Source organism: Serratia sp. (in: enterobacteria) (assembly GCF_051654945.1).
Classification (GTDB): domain Bacteria; phylum Pseudomonadota; class Gammaproteobacteria; order Enterobacterales; family Enterobacteriaceae; genus Chania.
In genome coordinates this window covers 454,961-477,434 of record NZ_JBOFZA010000081.1, presented here as the reverse complement: position 1 = coordinate 477,434, position 22,474 = coordinate 454,961, and the positions used below count along the sequence as shown (strand labels likewise).

General features: G+C 53.3%; 20 protein-coding genes. 9 read left to right on the top strand and 11 right to left on the bottom strand.

Going from position 1 to position 22,474, the window contains the following annotated elements; translation table 11 throughout:
• Window positions 1–28: 28 nt before the first annotated feature.
• The gene (locus tag ACRDCA_RS18670; RefSeq protein ID WP_438690859.1) at window positions 29–823 is read left to right on the top strand and encodes a YciC family protein; all 795 of its coding nucleotides are present in this window, start codon (window positions 29–31) and stop codon (window positions 821–823) included.
• A gap of 49 nt (window positions 824–872) precedes the next feature.
• Here ACRDCA_RS18670 and ACRDCA_RS18665 read toward each other — a convergent pair whose 3' ends face one another.
• A complete protein-coding gene (locus ACRDCA_RS18665; protein WP_438690858.1) occupies window positions 873–2,576 on the bottom strand; it encodes a SulP family inorganic anion transporter in 1,704 nt (567 codons plus the stop codon).
• A gap of 222 nt (window positions 2,577–2,798) precedes the next feature.
• Between ACRDCA_RS18665 and ACRDCA_RS18660 the strand changes: the two genes are divergently transcribed.
• Complete coding sequence (locus ACRDCA_RS18660; protein WP_025119233.1) at window positions 2,799–3,338, top strand: septation protein A; 540 nt, start codon at window positions 2,799–2,801, stop codon at window positions 3,336–3,338.
• The gene (gene yciA, locus ACRDCA_RS18655; protein ID WP_438690857.1) at window positions 3,338–3,760 is read left to right on the top strand and encodes an acyl-CoA thioester hydrolase YciA; all 423 of its coding nucleotides are present in this window, start codon (window positions 3,338–3,340) and stop codon (window positions 3,758–3,760) included. Before ACRDCA_RS18660 ends, yciA begins: the two co-directional genes overlap by 1 nt.
• A 103-nt stretch (window positions 3,761–3,863) precedes the next feature.
• Here yciA and tonB read toward each other — a convergent pair whose 3' ends face one another.
• A complete protein-coding gene (tonB, locus tag ACRDCA_RS18650; RefSeq protein ID WP_438690856.1) occupies window positions 3,864–4,610 on the bottom strand; it encodes a TonB system transport protein TonB in 747 nt (248 codons plus the stop codon).
• Between the two features lie 294 nt (window positions 4,611–4,904).
• On the opposite strand from tonB, the gene ACRDCA_RS18645 reads away from it, so the two are divergent.
• Window positions 4,905–5,201 (top strand): YciI family protein, encoded by a 297-nt coding sequence (locus tag ACRDCA_RS18645; RefSeq protein ID WP_438690855.1) that lies wholly within the window; start codon window positions 4,905–4,907, stop codon window positions 5,199–5,201.
• 113 nt (window positions 5,202–5,314) lie between these two features.
• Here the strand turns inward: ACRDCA_RS18645 and ACRDCA_RS18640 are convergent, their stop codons facing one another.
• The gene (locus ACRDCA_RS18640; protein ID WP_438690854.1) at window positions 5,315–5,872 is read right to left on the bottom strand and encodes a TetR family transcriptional regulator; all 558 of its coding nucleotides are present in this window, start codon (window positions 5,870–5,872) and stop codon (window positions 5,315–5,317) included.
• 121 nt (window positions 5,873–5,993) lie between these two features.
• Between ACRDCA_RS18640 and ACRDCA_RS18635 the strand changes: the two genes are divergently transcribed.
• Window positions 5,994–7,484 carry an MFS transporter gene (locus tag ACRDCA_RS18635; protein ID WP_438690853.1) on the top strand — a complete coding sequence of 497 codons (1,491 nt, stop codon included), beginning with the start codon at window positions 5,994–5,996 and terminating at the stop codon, window positions 7,482–7,484.
• A gap of 154 nt (window positions 7,485–7,638) precedes the next feature.
• On the top strand, window positions 7,639–8,130 hold the full coding sequence (locus ACRDCA_RS18630) for a Dps family protein (protein ID WP_438690852.1): 492 nt from the start codon (window positions 7,639–7,641) through the stop codon (window positions 8,128–8,130).
• 48 nt (window positions 8,131–8,178) lie between these two features.
• Here ACRDCA_RS18630 and ACRDCA_RS18625 read toward each other — a convergent pair whose 3' ends face one another.
• A complete protein-coding gene (locus ACRDCA_RS18625) occupies window positions 8,179–8,355 on the bottom strand; it encodes a YciY family protein (RefSeq protein WP_004945296.1) in 177 nt (58 codons plus the stop codon).
• 235 nt (window positions 8,356–8,590) lie between these two features.
• Between ACRDCA_RS18625 and cls the strand changes: the two genes are divergently transcribed.
• Both cls and ACRDCA_RS18615 read left to right on the top strand, forming a co-directional pair.
• A complete protein-coding gene (gene cls, locus ACRDCA_RS18620; protein ID WP_438690851.1) occupies window positions 8,591–10,051 on the top strand; it encodes a cardiolipin synthase in 1,461 nt (486 codons plus the stop codon).
• Between the two features lie 56 nt (window positions 10,052–10,107).
• Entirely contained in the window at window positions 10,108–10,431 is a 324-nt protein-coding gene (locus ACRDCA_RS18615; protein WP_021181235.1) for an HI1450 family dsDNA-mimic protein, read from the top strand.
• 60 nt (window positions 10,432–10,491) lie between these two features.
• On the opposite strand, the gene oppF is transcribed toward ACRDCA_RS18615, so the two are convergent.
• The 7 genes from oppF to ACRDCA_RS18580 all read right to left on the bottom strand — a co-directional run bounded on the left by oppF (window position 10,492) and on the right by ACRDCA_RS18580 (window position 19,166).
• Window positions 10,492–11,490 (bottom strand): murein tripeptide/oligopeptide ABC transporter ATP binding protein OppF, encoded by a 999-nt coding sequence (gene oppF / locus ACRDCA_RS18610; protein WP_025119241.1) that lies wholly within the window; start codon window positions 11,488–11,490, stop codon window positions 10,492–10,494.
• Window positions 11,487–12,479 carry an ABC transporter ATP-binding protein gene (locus tag ACRDCA_RS18605; protein ID WP_438690850.1) on the bottom strand — a complete coding sequence of 331 codons (993 nt, stop codon included), beginning with the start codon at window positions 12,477–12,479 and terminating at the stop codon, window positions 11,487–11,489. The genes oppF and ACRDCA_RS18605 overlap by 4 nt, the downstream gene beginning before the upstream one ends.
• An 11-nt stretch (window positions 12,480–12,490) precedes the next feature.
• Window positions 12,491–13,396: an oligopeptide ABC transporter permease OppC gene (gene oppC / locus ACRDCA_RS18600; protein WP_025119243.1), complete on the bottom strand. Its 906-nt coding sequence runs from the start codon at window positions 13,394–13,396 to the stop codon at window positions 12,491–12,493.
• 15 nt (window positions 13,397–13,411) lie between these two features.
• A complete protein-coding gene (oppB, locus tag ACRDCA_RS18595) occupies window positions 13,412–14,332 on the bottom strand; it encodes an oligopeptide ABC transporter permease OppB (RefSeq protein WP_021181231.1) in 921 nt (306 codons plus the stop codon).
• A gap of 82 nt (window positions 14,333–14,414) precedes the next feature.
• Window positions 14,415–16,052: an oligopeptide ABC transporter substrate-binding protein OppA gene (oppA, locus tag ACRDCA_RS18590; protein ID WP_438690849.1), complete on the bottom strand. Its 1,638-nt coding sequence runs from the start codon at window positions 16,050–16,052 to the stop codon at window positions 14,415–14,417.
• Window positions 16,053–16,203: 151 nt separating this feature from the next.
• Window positions 16,204–17,841 carry an ABC transporter substrate-binding protein gene (locus tag ACRDCA_RS18585; RefSeq protein WP_438690848.1) on the bottom strand — a complete coding sequence of 546 codons (1,638 nt, stop codon included), beginning with the start codon at window positions 17,839–17,841 and terminating at the stop codon, window positions 16,204–16,206.
• Window positions 17,842–18,521: 680 nt separating this feature from the next.
• Complete coding sequence (locus tag ACRDCA_RS18580) at window positions 18,522–19,166, bottom strand: YchE family NAAT transporter (RefSeq protein WP_021181228.1); 645 nt, start codon at window positions 19,164–19,166, stop codon at window positions 18,522–18,524.
• Between the two features lie 519 nt (window positions 19,167–19,685).
• On the opposite strand from ACRDCA_RS18580, the gene adhE reads away from it, so the two are divergent.
• Window positions 19,686–22,361 carry a bifunctional acetaldehyde-CoA/alcohol dehydrogenase gene (adhE, locus tag ACRDCA_RS18575; protein WP_438690847.1) on the top strand — a complete coding sequence of 892 codons (2,676 nt, stop codon included), beginning with the start codon at window positions 19,686–19,688 and terminating at the stop codon, window positions 22,359–22,361.
• The last annotated feature ends 113 nt before the right edge of the window (window positions 22,362–22,474 follow it).

Below are 22,474 nucleotides of genomic sequence, written 5' to 3'. Positions count from 1 at the left end.
ATTATGTCCCCGACGCCAAGGAGTTTGCATGCCAATCACGGCCAACACGTTGTACCGTGACAGTTTTAACTTTTTCCGTAATCAGGTTGCCAGCATTGTGCTGTTGGCACTGCTGACCGCGTTCATTTCGGTACTGCTCAATCAGGCTTTCAGCCCCGATATCGAGCAGTTGAAGATCCTGACCGCAACGGAAAGTGATTTGGCCTCCAACGCCGGTGCCGGCATGGGGATCCAGGAAATCATTCAGCAAATGACACCTGAACAGCAAATGGTGCTGTTGAAAGTGTCCGCCGCCGCCACGATTTCCGCTTTGGTGGGGAACGTGCTGTTGGTGGGGGGGATGTTGACGCTGATCCGCCTGGTTTCTGAAGGCCAGCGCACCAGCGCGCTGCGGGCTATCGGGATTTCTGCCCCGCTATTGCCGCGTTTGCTGCTGCTGTTGTTTGTCTGCACCTTACTGACCCAGCTTGGCCTGACGCTGTTCGTCGTGCCTGGAGTGATCCTGGCGATCTCATTCTCGTTGGCCCCGGTGATTTCCGTTGCCGATGGGAGAGGCCTCTTTGCCTCGCTGAAATTGAGCTGCAAGCTGGCCTTTGCCAACGCCCGGGTGATCGTACCGGCGATGATGCTGTGGCTGGCGGCCAAGCTGCTGGTGCTGTTTATGGTCAGCCACTTGTCGGTGTTGACACCGCACGTTGCCAGCGTGGTGCTGACCGCACTGAGCAATCTGGTTTCTGCCCTGCTGCTGATTTATCTGTTCCGCCTGTATATGTTGCTACGTGACAATACGCCCGCGGCTGGCGTGTCCTTAGATAAGAGATGAACAGAATTGATTAACGTTGAAGGGCACGCTTTTGGCGTGCCCTTTTTATTTACGCAACCGTGGCAGGTTCAGCCTGTTCCTTACTTTGTATCAGCTTGAGTGCCAGATAGAGATCGGGTACCAGGATCAGATCTTTATCACGGCCCACCTGATTGAGACGGAACCAGCGCGTCAATTCGGTACGCCGCCCGGCCAGCACCAGCTTTACGTTACGCTGTAACAAATCACGTTTTAGCTCATCAATCGCCGCCAACACGCTGATATCCGCATGGGTAAAGCTGGCCACCGCATCCACCACCACCCAACGGGGCTGGAACGGCGTGCTATCGACCAGATTGAGAATGCGCCGTTTGAAGTAGGCCACGTTAAAATAGGTCAAGGGCGAGTTAAACCGGTACATCATCACGCCCTGCACCGCTTTCACCCCGTTATTATTGCCCATGGAGTGGATCATGCCTTCCTCATTGACCCCGAGCAATTGTTCCGTTGGGCGGAACACGGTGCGCAGAAACTGCATCAGGCCAAGCAATACCGCCAAGCCAATACCGCTAATCACCCCCACCAGCAGCACGCTGATGAAAGTAAAGGCCGCCAGATAAAACGCCTGCGTATTGCGCCGGCGCAAAATCCAGAGGCCACGGATATCGAGTAGTGACCAGGCGGCATACATCAGCACCACGCCTAACCCGGCCACCGGAATAAATTGCAGCGGCGAAGTCAGGAACAACAGCACAATGCCGATCACGATGGCGGCAATAATCGATACCAACTGGCTTTTACCACCGTTGGCATCATTTACCGCGGTACGCGAATCGGCCCCGCTGATAGCAAACCCTTGTGACAGCGCGGAGACGATGTTGACCAGCCCCAGCGCACGAAATTCCGCATCGGCATTCACCTCGTAGCCATTTTTCGCCGCAAAGCTGCGCGCCGTAAGCATCATGCTGACAAAGCTGACCACCGCCAGGTTGAGCGCCGGGATCACCATGTCACGCAGCAATCCTGGCTGGAAGTCCGGCCACTGGACGATGGGCAACATACCGCTGAAGCCCCCCACGGTAATGATGCCGTGCTGCTGCAAGTTACCCGCCCAGGTGATAAAGGCAACCAGCACGATGGCAAACAGCGGCGCTGGCCAGTTAGGCCGGAGTTTTTTAACGCCTACCAGCATCAGCAGCGTGAGCAAGGAAATGCCCATCGTCAGCCCGTCGCTGTGCAACAGATTGCCGGGTAAGGCATAGATACGTTCGATCAACTGCGCCGGATGCATACCGAACCCCAGCACTTTACCGATCTGATCGACGATGATGGTGATCGCCACGCCATTGAGCAGTCCGCTGAGGATTGGACGTGAAAGCAGATCTGCCAAAGCACCGAGCCGAAACCGGCTGGCCAACAGACACCAAGCGCCCATCATGGCGGTCATCATGATGGTCAGTTGCCAATGCAACTCCATGCTTCCTGCGGCTAAAGGGGTGACAACGGCGGCGATCACCGCACAGGTTGCCGCATCCGGCCCGACAATCAGCTGCCGTGACGAGCCGAAAATAGCGTAGGCGATCATCGGTAAAATGCAGGAGTAAAGCCCGACCACCGGGCTGACACCAGCCAGTTCCGCATAGGCTATTGCCACCGGCAGCGCTACTGCGGCAACCGATAACCCCGCGCGAATATCCGGCTTCAACCAACTGCGTTCATATCCTAACAAATGCGTCAAACCAGGCGTCCACGCCCGGAGAGATTTCCACTGCATAGCTATTTTCCATGGTAAATAATGCGGCTATTATTATGCTTAATATGCGATGTAGGCCCTGCTGTTGCAAATGACCCACGATGACAATCGTAAGTTTATGCAAATTCTCCTGTTAATAGCAGAAATCTGGCGGACAAACACCGATAATCTGCACCTTCGTTCGGTACACAGATCGCGCCAAATCCGGTATAGTCGCCCGATGAACCTATGATGGATTGATTTATGAAGCAGTTTCTTGATTTTCTACCCCTAATTGTCTTTTTTGCATTTTATAAGCTTTACGATATCTACGTTGCCTCGGGTGCTCTGATTGTTGCCACCGCTCTGGCACTGGTCTTTACCTGGCTGAAATATCGCAAGGTCGAGAAGATGACGCTGATCACCTTTGCCATGGTCGCCGTATTCGGTACCTTGACTCTGGTATTCCACAACGACCTGTTTATCAAATGGAAGGTGACGGCCATCTACACCCTGTTCGCCCTGGCGTTGCTGATCAGCCAACTGGTACTGAAAAAACCGCTGATCCAACGCATGCTGGGTAAAGAACTGACCCTGCCGGACAAGGTCTGGAATAACCTCAATATTGCCTGGGCCCTGTTCTTCCTGGCCTGCGGCTTAGCCAACATCTATGTGGCCTTCTGGTTGCCGCAGGACGTTTGGGTCAACTTCAAAGTGTTTGGCCTGACCGTGCTGACGCTGGTCTTCACCCTGTTGAGCGGCGTCTATATTTACCGTCATATGCCAGAAGAGCAGAAGAAATAATGACAGAACAACGACCTTTGCCTAGCGGCGAGCTGGTACTGCGCACGCTGGCCATGCCGGCAGATACCAATGCCAACGGTGATATCTTTGGCGGCTGGCTGATGTCGCAAATGGACATCGGCGGCGCGATCCTGGCCAAAGAAATTGCCGAAGGGCGCGTAGTGACCGTGCGGGTTGACGGCATGACCTTTCTCAAGCCGGTTGCCGTGGGTGACGTGGTGTGCTGTTATGCCAACTGCATCCGTAGTGGCCGCAGTTCCATTACCATCAATGTGGAAGTCTGGGTCAAGAAGGTCTCTTCTGCCCCAATCGGCCAGCGTTACCGTGCCACGGAAGCGGTATTTACCTACGTTGCGGTAGATGACGGCGGTAGCCCTCGCGCCCTGCCTGACGGCAAAATGAATTTCCACGTCGGCGAGTAACCCGACGCCAGAAAGCAAAAAGGTCGCAATCGCGACCTTTTTTATCACCTAAACCAGACGAGCGCAGCATGCCACGCCCCTGATTTATCCAATATCTACCGTCTTATTCTACCGTCGAACCTTCCATTTTAAATACGATGGTCTTCGTCAGGTTCTGCGCGGCTTTGGCCTCATAACGCCATTTACGCATCGCCAGCTTTACCTCGCGCTCAAAAATATTACGGGGTTGCGCAGACAGAATACGCACGTTAGTAACTCGCCCATCGCTATCAACATCGAACTGCACCTTGACGTTGCCTTCAATCTGCAATGCCGAGGCCCGCGTTGGATACATCGGCTTGCCGATACTCAGGGCTTTCGGCCCTAGCTCGCGGGACGTCCCCGGCGCTGGCGCTGATGGAGCCTGTTTAACCGGAGCCTTGTTGATCGGCTTGGCATCGGATGGATTATCGAACGGTGAAGGTTCCCGTACTTCGGTCTTCTTCACTTCGCGCTTGACCGGTTTCTCGACCTTCGGCTTCGGTTTTGGCTTCGGCTTGGGTTTTTCCGGTTCCGGTTTAGGGATGGCTACCGGCACCGGCGGTGGCGGCTCTGGCTCCGGGATCGGTTCCGGCTCAGGTTCAGGCTCGACCTGCGGCTCTGGTTCTGCCGCAGCCGGCGGTGGCGGTTCTGCCAGCGCAGCCATATTCACCATCATGACGCTGATAGGGGCATCTTCCTGCTTAGGCAGCTGCAACACTTCGTTGACGGAAGCGTAGAGCAAGGCGGCCACCAGGGCACTGTGCAAGCCAACGGAGAGGACAATTGGCACGGAAATTCGGCGAATAAGGAACATCTTGTTTAGCGGCATAATGATTCTGTTTCCTCTGGTGCGCCAAGTTTAAATGCAAATAGCAATCATATTCAATAACGAAAGACAAACTATCGCTTTAATCGGCATTATTAGGCGCTAAAACCAGCAAACTCATAGGGATATTAACCTTTAATTAGCTTTTTTTGGGCTTTGCACACGGGTTGTTAACCTTTGTGATACCTCATTCGGCAATCAGTGAGGGGTATTTTTATGCGGATTGGCATTCCCTTGCCACAGGTTTTACGCTACTTTGTGGGTACCGTTCTATGGCAATGATTTTAAAGGTGAAATATGCTTTATCTGATCTACGCACAAGACGTACCCGGCTCGCTGGAAAAACGCCTGGCCGTTCGCCCCGCCCATCTGGCGCGTCTGCAGGCGCTGCGTGATGAAGGCAGATTGGTGGTCGCTGGTCCTAACCCGGCTATCGATAGCAACGATCCAGGCCAGGCTGGGTTTACCGGCTCAACCGTGATCGCCGAATTCTCTTCGCTGGAAGCGGCAAAATCCTGGGCAGCACAAGACCCGTACGTGGATGCTGGCGTGTACGGTGAAGTCACGGTAAAACCGTTTAAACAGGTATTTTAAGCAAAAAAAAGCCAGCACGGAGTGGCTGGCTAAAGTGGGTTCTTCGAGGGAATATCTTTATGCGCTAAAGATACTCGCCGTGCGGGCAGGCCGCCATCTATCAATCTGATAGGTTAGCCCTTGCGAGCCGTCTCGTTCAGAACCCACTTTTGAAGATCGCCAAACATCTCATCCCATTCCCGCTGGTCGATATCCATAAAGCCGAAGAACCGCAGCATAAAAGCGCCTTCGGTGGCCAGAAAGGCCAATCGCGCCTTTCTCCCCTGTTCAGTGGTCAAGTCCAATCCGGCTATCCGGCTGCGATACCATTCTCGCGTGCTGTCGAGGTGTTCCGGCGTCTGGATTAACGTCGCCATCAGTCCGGCAGCCTTGGCGCTGGAAGCCTGATCCGAGCTGCATGTCGCCTGCATATGCGCCTGGACGATAGTTTGCGGGTCTGGCTCGCTACCCGCGATATCGTCAAACACCTGCTGATAAACCTTACCCCAACGGTCAAACATCGCATCGATAAGTGCATCTTTGCTACCAAAGCAGTATTGCACCCCACCCTTGGAGATCCCCATGGCCTTGGCCACCGAATCTATGGTTAGCCCTGCTGCTCCTTGGGTCGCCACAATCTCTTCTGCAGTGTCCAGAACCTTGTCACGATCGATACTCCGTTGACGGCCCATTGAGAAATCCTCTTTTCAATACGTACGCATGGATTTATATTAGTGCAGTATACCATCGCAACTAGCGGATGGTTGCCGTAAGGTGACGCAGCCGCGTCATCGGTTTACTAGGATACTCTTTATGCACGCCCAAAACCGCTGGCTGATCCTGGCAATGATCTCCAGTGCGCTATTTTTAATCATTACCGATATGACGGTGCTTTACACCGCGTTGCCGCGCCTGACACAGGCATTGGATGCCACCGCCTCACAGAAACTGTGGATCGTTAACGCCTACCCGTTGGTGGTTGCTGGCTTGCTGCCCGGTGCTGGCATGTTAAGCGATCGCATAGGCCATAAGAAAATGTTTATTGCCGGGCTGCCGGTGTTTGCCCTGGCTTCGCTATGTGCCGCATTCTCTGCCAGCGCCGAGCTACTGATTGCCTCACGGGCTTTCCTGGCCGTCGGTGCGGCAATGATGATGCCCGCCACCTTATCCATCGTGCGCCACGTCTTCACCGATGAGCGTGAACGTGCGCTGGCAATTGGTATCTGGGCCGCAGTGGCCTCTGGGGCCGCCGCGCTTGGTCCGGTAGTGGGTGGCGTTCTGCTGTCTTACTTCTGGTGGGGGTCGGTGTTTCTGATCAATGTGCCAGTAGTGATGCTGGTCCTGCCGCTGGCGATATATTTGATCCCCCACTGCGGTGGGGACAATAAACGCCCCTGCGACTTTATCAGTTCGTTACAGATCATGTTGGGCCTGGTGGCGTCAATCTATGCGCTGAAAGAGTTGAGCAAGCCCGCGTTCTCCCTGAGTGACTTCGCCATTGCTGCGGCGCTCGGTACGCTGTTCCTGACGCTGTTTGTTCGCCGTCAGCAACGGGCGCAATACCCAATGATCGATTTCTCGCTGTTCCGTAATCGCCTGTTTACCAGCGGCGTCGGCGTGGCGATCGTCTCAATGATCGCGCTGGTTGGGGTCGAACTGGTGTTAAGCCAACGGTTGCAGTTGGTGCTGGGGATGACGCCGTTGCTGGCTGCACTGTTTATTTTACCCATTCCGGTCGCCTCCGCACTGGCAGGCCCGCTAGCCGGAGCTTTGTTGCCGCGCTATGGCGAACGCTACATGTTGGTGGGCGGCTTTATTCTCACGGCATTAGGCATTGCCGGCGTCGCCCTGTGGTATCAAGGCAACGTCATTATGCAGTTGGTTTGCCTGTTTGTGGTGGGCTTTGGCCTCGGCGGAGCCATCACCGCCGCCTCGACGGCTATTATGCTCAATGCTCCCGAAGACAAGGCGGGTATGGTTGCCGCCATTGAAGACGTCTCATGGGAGTTGGGCGGCGTATTAGGTATTACACTGCTGGGCGGCCTGATGACGGCAGTCTATAGCCACAGCCTGGTGTTGCCAGCCAATTTGCCCGCAGGCGATCTAGCCTATGACAGTATTGATGAGGCATTGCGGCTGGCGGGAGCAATGGGCGCAGACAGCGCGGCAAGGCTGACCCAATTGGCTAGAGGTGCCTTTGATCAGGCATTTATTGCCGTACTGATCGCCGCCGCCTTATTGACCAGCCTTAGCGCCGGTGTGCTAAAATTTGCCTTGCGCAAAAAATCGCAGGATTGTTTTTAACCGCTAAGGTTAAGTTTAAAGACGGCAGGTAAATTGGTTTGAGCGATTGAATTGATGCTTACCATCGTCTTTAACCTTATGCTTGATCCGGTTAACCTGTTTTGTATGGATATCAATCTAGATACTCGACACAAATAATCAGGAGAAGATTTATATGGCAACGGCAAAGAAAGCGACCAAGACTCATATCGGCCTGGACACCAAACAATCGGCAAAACTCTCTGAAGCACTGAACGCCCTGCTGGCAAACTACCAGGTGCTGTACATGAACGTGCGCGGCTACCATTGGAATATTTCCGGTCCGCACTTCTTTGAGCTGCACGTCAAGTTTGAAGAGACCTATAACGACCTGCTGACCAAAGTCGACGAGCTGGCAGAGCGTATTCTGACGCTGGGCTCACAGCCCCGTCACGCCTTCAGCGACTATCTGAAAACCGCAGACATCAAAGAAGACACCAATGTCACCGACGACAAAGGCACCCTGCGCGGCTTGCTGGACGGCTATGCCATTTTGTTGCAACAGCAGCGCGAACTGCTGTCGCTGGCCGCTGAGGCTGGTGATGAGGGGACCTCGTCATTGATGAGCGATTACATCAAAGAGCAGGAAAAACAGGTGTGGATGCTCAACGCCTACCTGGGTAAATAACTCAGCTTGGTCAGATAACAAAACAGCCCATAATGGGCTGTTTTGGTTTTACCACTCGTAAGCCACGACGAACAATAAGGCTCTGCGGTGCTGATCGTCCAAACGACGGCGAACACGAATGATATGCCGATTGCTGCACGACTGGCGTTCCAGCCAGCGATGCCTGCGTCTCTGGCTTTGCCGTAGCATCCTCCAGCGGCCCACTTCATTTCTACTGCGTCTCAATTTTCGTTCCCCATCAATGCCAACCGCGGGCATTATAGCCCTTTCAACGCGCGATCCAAGTCGCCCGTTTCTCGCTGTATTGACGCCTACAACAGACAAAGCCGGTTTTTTGTTTTCGGCAAGTCCTTTTGGTCAATCATATTTATGTAACTTAATGGCCTAGAAAAGGTTTCACCTTTGTTGTTCTGTGCGTACACTCATTATTGGTGGCTTACGAACGGAAATTTTTGCCTTTATGACAACCTTTTATACCGTAATTAGTTGGCTCTTGGTGTTCGGCTACTGGCTGCTTATCGCCGGGGTCACATTGCGTATTCTGATGAAACGACGCACCGTACCTTCGGCGATGGCCTGGCTGCTGGTGATCTATATTCTGCCCTTGGTCGGTATCGTCGCCTATTTATCCTTTGGCGAGCTGCACTTAGGTAAACGCCGCGCCGAACGGGCCAAGGCCATGTGGCCCTCAACCGCTCGCTGGTTGAACGAGCTTAAGGGAAGCAGCCGGATCTTTGCTACCGAGTACAGCGAAGTGGCCCGCCCATTGTTCCAGCTCTGCCACCACCGTCAGGGTATTGATGGTGTCAAAGGCAACCAGCTACAGTTGCTGACCACCACCGATTCAACGTTGAACGCCCTGGTGCGGGATATCGAGCTGGCGCGCCATAATATCGAGATGGTGTTTTATATCTGGCAACCCGGTGGGCAGGTCGATCAGGTGGCCGAATCATTAATGGCCGCCGCGCGCCGTGGTGTGCATTGCCGTTTGATGCTGGACTCCGCCGGCAGCGTGCAGTTCTTCCGCAGCCCTTACCCTGGCATGATGCGCAATGCCGGGATCGAAGTCGTGGAATCACTCAAGGTCAACCTGTTCCGCGTGTTCCTGCGCCGCATGGACCTACGGCAACATCGCAAGGTGGTGCTGATAGACAATTACATCGCTTATACCGGCAGTATGAATATGGTCGACCCGCGCTTTTTCAAGCAGGATGCGGGCGTTGGCCAATGGATCGACCTGATGGCGCGCATGGAAGGCCCGGTGGCGACCACCATGGGCATCGTTTACGCCTGTGACTGGGAGATCGAAACCGGCAAGCGCATTCTGCCACCGCCGCCAGACGTCAATGTCATGCCGTTCGAACAGGAAACTGGCCATACTATTCAGGTCATAGCCTCCGGCCCGGGTTTCCCGGAAGAGATGATCCATCAGGCACTGTTAACCGCGGTCTATTCCGCGCGTGAGCAGTTGATCATGACGACCCCCTATCTCGTGCCAAGCGACGATCTGTTACACGCAATCTGCACCGCCGCGCTGCGCGGCGTTGACGTCAGCATTATCGTGCCACGCCAGAATGACTCAATGCTGGTGCGCTGGGCCAGCCGCGCCTTCTTCTCTGAGCTGTTGGAAGCGGGAGTGAAAATTTACCAGTTTGAAGGTGGACTGTTACACACCAAGAGCGTGTTGGTCGATGGCCAGCTCAGCCTGGTCGGCACGGTCAATCTGGATATGCGTAGCCTGTGGCTGAACTTTGAGATCACCCTGGTTATCGACGACAGCGGTTTTGGTGCCGACCTGGCCTGTGTGCAAGATGATTATATCGCCCGCTCACGGTTACTGGACGACAAACAATGGCAAAAGCGCCCGTTCTGGCACCGCATCGTCGAACGCCTGTTTTACTTTTTCAGCCCGTTGCTGTAAAAGCGGCAACGAGCATGGTTTAATAACCTCAAATCATTTGTTATCAGGATTTTTATATGGACTTGAATAATCGCCTTACCGAAGATGAAACGCTGGAACAAGCCTACGACATCTTCCTGGAACTGGCCGGCGACAATCTGGATCCAGCGGATATTCTGCTGTTCAATTTACAGTTTGAAGAGCGCGGCGGTGCCGAGCTATACGATCCGGCAGAAGATTGGCAGGAACACGTAGATTACGATTTGAACCCGGACTTCTTCGCCGAGGTCGTTATCGGCCTGGCGGACAGCGACGGCGAGCCAATCAACGATGTGTTCGCCCGCGTCCTGATCTGCCGCGAGAAAGATAACAAGCTGTGCCACATTTTGTGGAAAGAATAAGTGGGTTAGCGATATAAAAAAACCTGCCAATTGGCAGGTTTTTTATTATCAATCAATTGATTACAGTGGGTCGACTTTCAGGCAGGATACCGCATGGCGGAAACTGCCTTCCAGCAGCGGACGCGTTACGGCGCATTCCGGCCCGGCAATGGGGCAACGGGTGCGGAACACGCAGCCTGAAGGCGGGTTGATTGGCGATGGCAGTTCCCCTTCCAGCAATTGGATCTGCTTTTCCTTCTCCTTGTCAGGATCCGGCACCGGTACCGCCGACATCAGCGCCTTGGTGTAAGGGTGCTGCGGGTTATGATAAACCTCATCATAGGTCCCCAACTCCACCGCATGGCCCAGATACATCACCAGCACCCGATCGGAAATGTGTTTCACCACCGCCAAATCGTGGGCGATAAAGATCAGCGATAAGCCCATCTCGCGTTGCAGTTGCTGCAAGAGATTCACCACCTGCGCCTGAATAGATACGTCCAGAGCAGAGACCGGTTCATCACAAATGATCAGCTTCGGCTCCAGGATCAAGGCGCGGGCAATACCGATACGCTGACACTGCCCACCTGAGAACTCATGGGGATAACGGTTAATCAGGTTTGGCAACAGCCCCACCTTCAACATCATCGCCTTGACCTTATCCTTCACTTCCTGACGCGGCATTTTAGGATTATAGGTGCGCAGCGGTTCGGCGATAATCTCACCGATAGTCATACGCGGGTTCAGCGAGGCCAGCGGATCCTGGAAAATCATCTGGATATCGCTGCGTGTCTTGCGCCAATCGGCATCGCTCATGCCCAGCAGATCTTTGCCCAACCAGGCCACCCGGCCGCTGGTTGCCTTCACCAGGCCGATAATCGCCCGGGCAAAGGTGGACTTGCCACAGCCCGACTCCCCTACCACCCCCAGCGTTTCGCCTTCAAACAGGCGTACGGTAACCCCGTCTACTGCCTTGAGCGTTTTAGGTGCCTGCCAGAACCACTGCTTGTCATCATGAATGTCGAAGTGAACTTTCAGGTCTGCCACTTCCAGCAGCACTCTTTTATCGGTTGCGGTCATACCAACGCCTCCACCGGTTTGAAACAGGCGCGCAAGCGCCCTTCACCAAACTGCTCCAATGGCGGAGCACTCGCGCACTGCTCCATCGCATGCGGACAACGCGGTTGGAACGGACAGCCTTTCGGCAACCGCAACAGGTTCGGCGGGTTGCCGGGGATGGTCATCAGCGCTTCGCCTTCGGCATCCAGGCGCGGTACCGCATTGAGCAGGCCGATAGAGTACGGGTGGCTCGGATGATAGAACACATCACGCGCGCTGCCATATTCCATGGTGCGTCCAGCGTACATCACCAGGACCTTGTTACAGATGCCAGCAACGACGCCCAAATCATGGGTGATCATGATGATCGCCGTATTAAATTCACGCTTGAGTTCGTTAAGCAGCGTCATGATTTGTGCTTGCACGGTCACGTCCAGTGCGGTGGTAGGCTCATCGGCAATCAGCAGCTTTGGCCGACACAGCAACGCCATGGCAATCATCACACGCTGACGCATCCCGCCGGAGAACTCATGCGGATACATACGCATACGCTTACGGGCTTCCGGCATTTTGACCGCGTCCAGCATGCGTACCGACTCTTCAAACGCCTCGCTTTTACTCATTTTCTTATGCAGCATCAGCACTTCCATCAACTGTTCGCCGACGCGCATATAAGGATTCAATGAGGTCATCGGGTCCTGGAAGATCATTGAGATCTCTTCGGCCCGCAATTTGTTCAGTTGTTTTTCCGGCAGATTGAGGATTTCACGGCCATTGAATTTTGCCGAGCCTCCAATCCGGCCATTGCTGGCCAGTAAGCCCATCAGCGCAAACGCCGTTTGTGACTTGCCCGAACCAGACTCGCCGACGATGCCCAGGGTTTCCCCCGCACGCAGGTCGAAGTTGAGATCGTTTACCGCAGTAACGTCACCGTCTGGCGTACCGAACGTCACACGTAGATCTTTGACGTCCAGCAGCAGACCATTTTGTGGTTGAGAATTAATGCTCATGGTTGCACTCCTTAACGATCTTTCGGGTCGAGGGCATCACGCAGGCCATCGCCGATAAAGTTGAAACAAAACAGAGTGATAACCAGGAAACAGGCTGGGAACAGCAGCAACCACGGTGAGACTTCCATCGAGTTGGCCCCGTCGCTCAGCAAGGCGCCCCAACTGCTCAACGGCTCCTGAGTCCCCAGCCCCAGGAAGCTGAGGAAGGATTCGAACAGGATCATGCTCGGCACCAGCAGTGAGGCGTACACCACCACCACGCCCAGTACGTTCGGTACGATATGCCGCAGGACGATATTGCGGGTCGACACGCCACAGACCAGTGCCGCTTCGATAAACTCTTTACGTTTCAGGCTGAGCGTCTGCCCGCGCACAATACGTGCCATATCCAGCCACGACACCATGCCGATCGCCACAAAGATCAGCAGGATGTTTTGCCCGAAGAAGGTCACCAGCAGGATCACAAAGAACATGAACGGGAAGGAGTTCAAGATCTCCAGCAAACGCATCATTACCGAGTCGGTCTTGCCGCCCAGATAACCAGACAGGGAACCGTACAGGGTGCCCAACACCACGGCCACCAGCGCCGCAGCCACGCCCACCATCAGCGAAATACGCCCACCAATAGCCACGCGCACCAGCAGGTCACGCCCTGAGGAGTCGGTACCAAAATAGTGCCCGGACTCCAGGTTTGGCGCAGCGGACATCATTGCCCAATCGGTGTCGTCGTAAGCAAACTGCGACAACCAAGGTGCACAGATCACAAACAGGGTGATCAGCGCCAACACAAACAGGCTGGTCACCGCCGCACGGTTATGCATAAAGCGGCGGCGAGCATCCTGCCACAGACTGCGTCCTTCAACTTCCAGCTTTTCGCTGAAGTTTTCCAGAGCTTCGCTGTTCTTTTTCGTCAACATCTTGCGTGCTCCAGCTTAGTAACGGATTTTCGGATCGATCACGGCATACAGCACGTCGACGATCGCGTTAAACAGGATGGTCAAGCCACCGACCAGAATGGTCAGACTCAACACCAGCGAATAGTCACGGTTCAGCGCACCGTTAACGAACAGCTGGCCAATGCCCGGTAAGCCATAGATGGTTTCAATGACCATTGAACCGGTGATGATCCCTACAAACGCAGGCCCCATATACGACAGCACCGGCAGTAACGCAGGCTTTAACGCGTGGCGCAGAATGATGCGGCGCATCGGCAAACCTTTGGCACGGGCGGTACGGATAAAGTTGGAGTGCAGCACTTCAATCATTGAGCCACGCGTGATACGCGCAATGCTGGCGATATAAGCCAAAGACAGCGCCACCATCGGCAGGATCATGAACTTCAGCGCCCCACCGTTCCAACCGCCACCTGGCAACCATTTAAGCGTAATGGCAAAAATCAGCACCAATAACGGTGCGACAACAAAGCTGGGGATCACCACACCGGTCATGGCGAACCCCATCACCGTATAGTCCCACTTGGTATTCTGATTCAACGCAGCAATGACCCCTGCGCTCACTCCCAGCACCACCGCCAATACGAAAGCGGCAAAGCCCAGCTTGGCAGAAACGGGGAACGAGGCCTTGACCAGGTCATTAACCGAATAATCTTTGTATTTAAACGAAGGGCCAAAATCGCCTTGCGACAGTTGCACCAAATAATGCCCGTACTGTTTCCAGATCGGATCGTTAAGATGATATTTGGCTTCAATATTGGCCAACACTTCAGGTGGCAGCGCGCGTTCACCGGTAAACGGGCTGCCGGGTGCGAGGCGCATCATAAAAAATGAGATGGTGATAAGAATAAATAGTGTCGGGATCGCCTCTAACAGGCGACGAAAGATAAATTTAAGCATTGCCCTAGCCCTGTGCTTCAGCCTGATAACGGCTTATAGTCTTGAAATGGGCTGGCGACCTGCGCCACCAGCCCTTGCCGCATCAATGTTTGATGATGTACAGGTTTTTATCGTAAACGTTATCCAGTGGATCTTTACCCGAGTAACCACCCACGTAAGGTTTCACCAGGCGAGCATTCACATAGTAATAAAGCGGAACGATGGCAGAGTCTTTATCCAACTGCACTTCGGCTTTCTGATACAGCTCGGCACGCTCTTCTTTGGTTTTCGCCGTCAACACGTTGTTCATCAACTTGTCGAACTCTGCGCTCTTATAGTGCGGGGTATTACTGCTGCTGTCGGACAACATCATGTTCAGGAAGGAGCTTGGTTCGTTGTAGTCCGCGCACCAGCCAGCACGTGACACATCATAGGTGCCCTGATGGCGGGTATCCAGGAAGGTTTTCCACTCCTGGTTCACCAGCTTCACGTCCACACCCAGGTTTTTCTTCCAGATAGACGCGGCGGCAATAGCCAGTTTCTTGTGCAGATCTGAGGTGTTGTACAGCAGCGAGAAGGTCAGCGGCTTGCCTGGGCCATAGCCCGCTTCAGCCAACAGTTTCTTGGCTTCTTCGTTGCGCTTGTCCTGAGACCAGCCAAACCATTCTGGCGGCGTCAACTTGGCACCGTCGGTGTAAGGCGGTGTGAAGCTGTAGGCAGGCAGATCGCCCTGGTTCTTCACCTTGTTGACGATAATGTCGCGATCCATCCCCAACTTCAACGCTTCACGCACGCGGGCATCGGTAAACGGTGCCTTCTGGTTGTTGATTTCATAGTAGTAAGTACACAGATACGGATCGACGTGAACTTCGTTCGGGATCTCTTTTTTCAGCTTCTGGAACAGCTCGATCGGCATGTTGTTATAAGTCATGTCGATTTCGCCGGTGCGGTAGCGGTTAACGTCGGTAACTTCTGAAGCGATCGGCAGGAAGGTGACTTTATTAATGATGGTTTTGGCGTTATCCCAATACTCCGGGTTACGTTCCAGCACGATACGTTCGTTAACTACCCAGTCCTTCAGCTTATAAGCGCCGTTGCTGACATAGTTTTGCGGCAGGGTCCACTTCTCGCCAAACTTCTCTACCACTTCTTTGTTCACCGGCTTCATGGCGTAGTGTGGCGTCATTTCTACCAGATACGGCACCGGTTCGGTCAGCGTTACCTGGAAGGTATGATCGTCGATGGCCTTCACGCCCAGCGTCGATTTGTCTTTTTTACCGGCGATGATGTCATCCACGTTTTCCACGTGGGCATATTGCAGGTAGCTGGCATAAGGCGAGGCGGTCTTCGGATCGACCAGACGCTGCCAGCTATAGACGAAATCTTGTGCCGTTACCGGCTCACCATTTGACCATTTGGCATCTTTACGCAGGTGGAAGGTCCACACTTTAAAATCTTTGTTATCCCAGCTTTCTGCCACGCCCGGTACCACTGAACCATCCAGGCTGTTATTCGCCAGCCCTTCAATCAGATCGCGCGTCACGTTATTTTCCGGCACGCCTTCGATTTTATGCGGGTCAAGGGATTGCACTTCGGAACCGTTGTTTTTAACGATTTCCTGCTTGTCCGCCAGCTGTACGCCCGCAGGCACTTCGGCCGCAAAGGCAGTTCCCGCCGCCGTTAATCCTAGCGCCGCCATAATGCCTGCTGCCAGCAGGGACTTCTTCGTGATGTTGGTCATGTGGTTAAACTCCAGTTTTTATTATCACAACTCCGTCGTGGGAGCTGCGTTGCCCGTTAACCGGGTGGTTGCTATGGCTGGACGCCGTGGAACAAACGGCGCTGCCTTTCCTGTGTATTACCGGCCGCTATCACCACCGGTCATACCTTCATTACTCTTTAATCAGGTAGAAATTTTTCAGATCGATATAGTCAAGCGGGTCTTTGCCGGTAAAGCCGCCGACCGCAGGTTTGACCAACCGGGCGCTGACCCGATAATAGACCGGAACCAGAGCAGAATCCTTGTCCAGCAGGGTTTCCGCCTGCTGGTAAATAGCGCTGCGCGCAGCAGCGTCCGGCGCTTGCAAGGTACTGGCCATCAGCGCATCGAACGCCGGACTTTTATAGAAGAAGGTGTTGTTACTGCTGTTGGAAAGCAGCATGTTCAAAAACGCGCTAGGCTCGTTATAATCGCCGCACCAGGTGGCACGGGCTACGTCAAACTGCCCTTCATGACGGCTCTGTAACGACGTTTTCCACTCCTGGTTTTGCAGTGTGACCTGGGCACCGAGGTTTTTCTTCCACATCGAAGCGGCAGCAATCGCCTGCTGCTTATTCTGATCGGAAGTGTTGTACAGCAGGGTAAACTTGAGTGGCTTGTCGGCGGTGAATCCAGCCTGTGCCAGCAGTTTCTTCGCCTCTTCGTTGCGTTTTTCCTGCGTCCATCCCGCCCATTCAGGCTGGCTGAAGTTGCCCCCTTCGGTAAAGGTCGGCGTAAAGCTGTAGGCCGGGATTTGCCCCTGCCCCATGATCTTGTTGGCAATGATGTCGCGATCCAGCGTCAATTTGACGGCCGCACGCACCCGCTCGTCGGTAAACGGCGCGCGCTGATTGTTGATCTCGTAATAGAAGGTGCAGAGATAAGGGTTTACGTGCAACTGCTCCGGGATCTCTTGCTTCATTTTGACAAACAGATTCGGCGGGATGGCGCTGTTAGTGATATTGATTTCACCGCTGCGGTAACGGTTGATATCGCTGACCTCAGAGGCCAACGGCAGGAAGGTTGCCTGCTGGATCACCGTCTTATCATTATCCCAGTAGCTCGGGCTGCGCTCGAGGACGATACGCTCGTTCACCACCCACTGGGTTAAGCGAAATGCCCCGTTCCCCACGTAGTTCTGTGGCAACGTCCACTTGTCGCCAAACTTCTCGATCACGGACTGTTTCACCGGTTTCATCGAAGTATGGGCAAGCATGCTGACAAAATAAGGCACTGGCTCACTGAGGGTGACGTTAAGCGTTTTATCGTCAACGGCGTTGACACCAAGCGACTGAGCCGGTTTTTTGCCGGTGAGAATAGCGTCGATATTATCGATTCTGGCGTATTGCAGATAGCTGGCATAGGGAGAGCCGGTTTTGGGATCCGCCAGACGCTGCCAGCTATACACAAAATCTTGCGCGGTCACCGGAGAACCATCACTCCACACCGCATCTTTGCGCAGGTGGAAGGTCCAGGTCTTATAGCCGGTATTTTCCCAACGTTCCGCTACCGCAGGTGCCAGGTGGCCATTGGCATCGGTGCTGACCAATCCTTCCAGCAGGTTGAGGATAATATTGCTTTCGGGTGTGCCTTCAACTTTATGCGGATCCAACGAAGCAACTTCCGAACCGTTATTGACCACCATGTTCTGGAGGGGTGCCAATTGCACGCCAGCGGGAACCTCTGCAGCCTGCAGGCTCTGACTGGCACTAACCGCCAATACGGCAGCGATGATAACGGCTAACGGTGGGTGCTGCGTGGTTTGCGGCATGGTTCAGGCTCCTTTTCATTGCCAAGCAATAATGATGAAATAGTTATCATGCATTGTTTTAAACGGACACCAGCAAGAATCATTCCTACTCGGCAAGCCAAAGATAAGAAAATTCTTTCGAATAAGTTGCTCGGAAATTAGCAGAAGCAAAAATTCATAGCTAATAATTTTTACAGAAATGTTAAGCATTTCTCTTTTATTGTCGTACCAGCCGACTGATACCCCTGATTTACCGCCGCTCAATCGCAACCTAATTACATGATTTCACTATACAAATCACACCCACCTTGTGCGTGAATTTTTTCGAAGACCCAAAGGCCCATCAAAAGAAACATTCAGTTAACAAAATCGCCAATCAGAGAATAAACACCTGCCTATGCGTGGTTAATCACTAATAACACCTGTGTGAAACGGAGACAAGCCCTACAGAATGATGTGATTAAATTAACACCAGCTTTCACCGCAGGCAGACAGAAAACCGCTATCACGAGGGGGTAATAAGTGCAGAAAATAACATCATGGTGCTTTATCGAGCGATAAAGTGAGATTTGTGCAACATGGTTGGGCAATAGAATGAAAAGCAGGCAGGTCATGCACTTTAATAATGCATTGAGTGAGATAATTTTAAATATTCAAAATTAATTTAAGCCGCGAACAGGGATATTCGCGGCATGCGCTGGTTATAACAACCCGGGGAAAATGGCTTTAATCCCGGTGACAATAAACTCGATGCCCAGCGCCATCAACAGCAGCCCCATGATACGGGTGATGACGTTGATACCGGTTTGCCCCAGCAGTCGTACCAGCAACGGAGCTGCTCGGAACAATAACCAACAGCAAAAGGCGAACAAGGCAATCGCCACGGTAAAACCTAACAGATTCTGCCAGCTGTGGTAGCGGGAGCTCCAGACAATGGTAGAACTGATGGCACCTGGCCCAGCCATCAACGGCAGCGCCAAAGGCACCACCCCGATGCTCTCGCGGATCGCGCTTTCTGACTTTTCCTGCTTGTTCTGTTTATCTTCCCCCAGTTTACCGCTGATCATCGACATGGCGATGGTCACCACCAGGATACCACCAGCAATACGGAAGGAATCGATGGAAATGCCGAACATCCGCAGGATGCCCTCGCCCAGGAACAGCGAAGTCCATAAGATAATAGCTACCGACAGGTTAGCCGTCAGGTTGGTTTTGTTACGCCCGACCTCGGCCTGGTAGCTGGTCATGCTGATAAACACCGGCAGAATACCGACCGGGTTGACCAGCGCAAACAGGCCGACAAAAAACTTGATGTAGCCGGAAAAATCCAACAGAGATTGGCCCACGAAAAACTCCGCATTAATAGCTGTAAAAAGAGACACTGCCGATGCGCGCTAATGTAATGGAATTACGCTAGCTAATCCATCCACCCAGGCAGCATTTTTCCCTACCCCAACAGAATGTTACAAAACAATTATCTATTGTTAATGCCTTGTTTGTCGGCTGCTGTTATTAAGTGTATTCTCGTCATCGATAAGTACACAGTTGATAATCACTCTCAATAATCCTCAGCTGAAAGGTGTCAGCATGCGATTTTTATGATGTACATCACAAAATATCTACTCAGGAATAGTTAAGCTCTAAGTCGTAGTCAAAAGGTAGCACGAGGTATGGATGCCGATTTCTGTCCCGCTTGCCTACTACCAACTTGCACTTGGTAAAGCTCTTTAAGTAAATCAGCAGTATGGGTCGCTAACTGCAGGAAAGGTCTCATTGTTCGACAGACGCCTTCCTGACAGATGTCTATACTAGTTCCTCGAACGGCTTATTTACTGAAAGAGTTTAACATTTATCAGGAGAGCATCATGGCTGTAACGAATGTCGCTGAATTGAACGAGCTAGTCGCACGTGTCAAAAAAGCCCAGCGCGAGTATGCCAACTTCTCACAAGAGCAAGTTGATAAGATCTTCCGCGCCGCTGCCCTCGCCGCCGCAGATGCCCGTATTCCTCTGGCTAAAATGGCCGTTGAAGAATCAGGCATGGGTATCGTTGAAGACAAGGTCATCAAAAACCACTTCGCTTCAGAATACATCTATAACGCCTATAAAGACGAAAAGACCTGCGGGATCCTCTCCGAAGATGAAACTTTCGGTACCATCACCATTGCAGAGCCAATTGGCCTGATTTGCGGTATCGTCCCCACCACCAACCCAACTTCTACTGCAATCTTCAAAGCGCTGATCAGCCTGAAGACCCGTAACGGTATCATCTTCTCTCCGCACCCACGTGCCAAGAACGCCACCAACAAAGCCGCAGATATCGTGCTGCAGGCAGCCATCGCGGCTGGCGCACCGAAAGATATCGTCGGTTGGATCGACCAGCCAACGGTTGAACTGTCCAACCAGTTGATGCATCACCCAGACATCAACCTGATCCTGGCCACCGGTGGCCCAGGCATGGTGAAAGCCGCTTACAGCTCGGGTAAACCAGCCATCGGCGTTGGTGCCGGTAACACGCCAGTCGTGGTTGACGAAACTGCCGACATCAAACGCGTAGTGGCTTCTATCCTGATGTCCAAAACCTTCGACAGCGGTGTAATCTGTGCTTCTGAGCAGTCCGTGATCGTGGTTGACTCCGCATACGATGCAGTACGTGCGCGCTTCGCTTCCCACGGTGGCTACATGCTGCAAGGTAAAGAGCTGAAAGCCGTGCAGGACATCATCCTGAAAAACGGTGGCCTGAACGCCGCTATCGTTGGTCAGTCTGCACCAAAAATCGCTGAAATGGCCGGTATCAAAGTGCCAGCCAACACCAAGATCCTGATCGGTGAAGTGAAACTGGTGGACGAATCTGAGCCGTTTGCTCACGAAAAACTGTCGCCTACCCTGGCGATGTATCGTGCCAAAGACTTTGAAGACGCCGTCAGCAAAGCCGAGAAACTGGTCGCCATGGGCGGTATCGGTCACACCTCTTGCCTGTACACCGACCAAGATAACCAGACTGCACGCGTCGAGTATTTTGGCGACAAAATGAAGACCGCGCGTATCCTGATCAACACCCCTGCTTCTCAGGGTGGTATCGGTGACCTGTACAACTTTAAACTCGCTCCGTCACTGACGTTGGGCTGCGGTTCCTGGGGTGGTAACTCCATCTCTGAAAACGTCGGCCCAAAACATTTGATCAACAAGAAAACTGTAGCGAAGCGAGCAGAAAACATGTTGTGGCACAAACTTCCAAAATCAATCTACTTCCGCCGTGGCTCACTGCCAATCGCGCTGGAAGAAGTGGCTACCGATGGGGCAAAACGCGCCTTCATCGTGACCGACCGCTACCTGTTCAATAACGGCTATGCCGATCAGATCACCAAAGTTCTGAAATCGCACGGTATTGAAACCGAAGTGTTCTTCGAGGTAGAAGCCGATCCAACGCTGAGCATCGTACGTAAAGGTGCCGAGCAGATGAACTCCTTCAAACCAGACGTGATCATCGCGCTGGGTGGTGGTTCACCAATGGATGCCGCGAAAATCATGTGGGTGCTGTACGAACATCCTGAAACCCACTTCGAAGATCTGGCGCTGCGCTTTATGGACATCCGTAAGCGTATCTACAAGTTCCCGAAAATGGGCGTGAAAGCGAAAATGATCGCCGTCACCACCACTTCAGGTACCGGTTCAGAAGTGACGCCTTTTGCGGTGGTAACTGATGATGCTACCGGCCAGAAATATCCACTGGCTGACTATGCCCTGACCCCGGATATGGCAATTGTCGATGCCAACCTGGTGATGAACATGCCTAAGTCCCTGTGCGCCTTCGGCGGCCTGGATGCGGTGACTCACGCCCTGGAGGCCTACGTTTCCGTACTGGCCAACGAATATTCAGACGGCCAGGCGCTGCAAGCTCTGAAACTGCTGAAAGAATATCTGCCAGCCAGCTATCACGAAGGGGCGAAAAACCCGGTTGCTCGTGAACGTGTGCACAACGCCGCTACCATCGCCGGTATCGCGTTTGCCAACGCCTTCCTGGGTGTTTGCCACTCAATGGCCCACAAACTGGGTTCCGAGTTCCATATCCCGCACGGTCTGGCTAACGCCATGTTGATCTCTAACGTTATCCGCTATAACGCCAACGACAACCCGACCAAGCAGACCGCCTTCAGCCAGTATGACCGTCCACAGGCACGCCGTCGCTACGCAGAGATCGCAGACCACCTCGGCCTGAGCGCTCCTGGTGACCGCACTGCTCAGAAGATCGAGAAGCTGCTGGTATGGCTGGATGAAATCAAGGCTGATTTGGGTATCCCAACCTCGATCCGCGAAGCTGGCGTGCAGGAAGCCGACTTCCTGGCCAAGGTCGACAAACTGTCTGAAGACGCGTTTGATGACCAATGTACCGGTGCTAACCCACGCTATCCGCTGATTGCTGAACTCAAGCAAATCCTGATGGATACCTTCTACGGCCGCAAATTCAGCGAAGAGACCGAAGAAGAAGCGGTAGTTGCAGCACCTGTTGCCGCCAAAGCGGAAAAAAAGTCCAAGAAATAACCGTTCCCTGAATGGTCAAAACCCGCCGAAAGGCGGGTTTTTTTATGCTAGCTAAAAGCCGTACTCAACAAGCTCCACGCTATTTAGGCAACAATACCTGCTTACCTACAGGG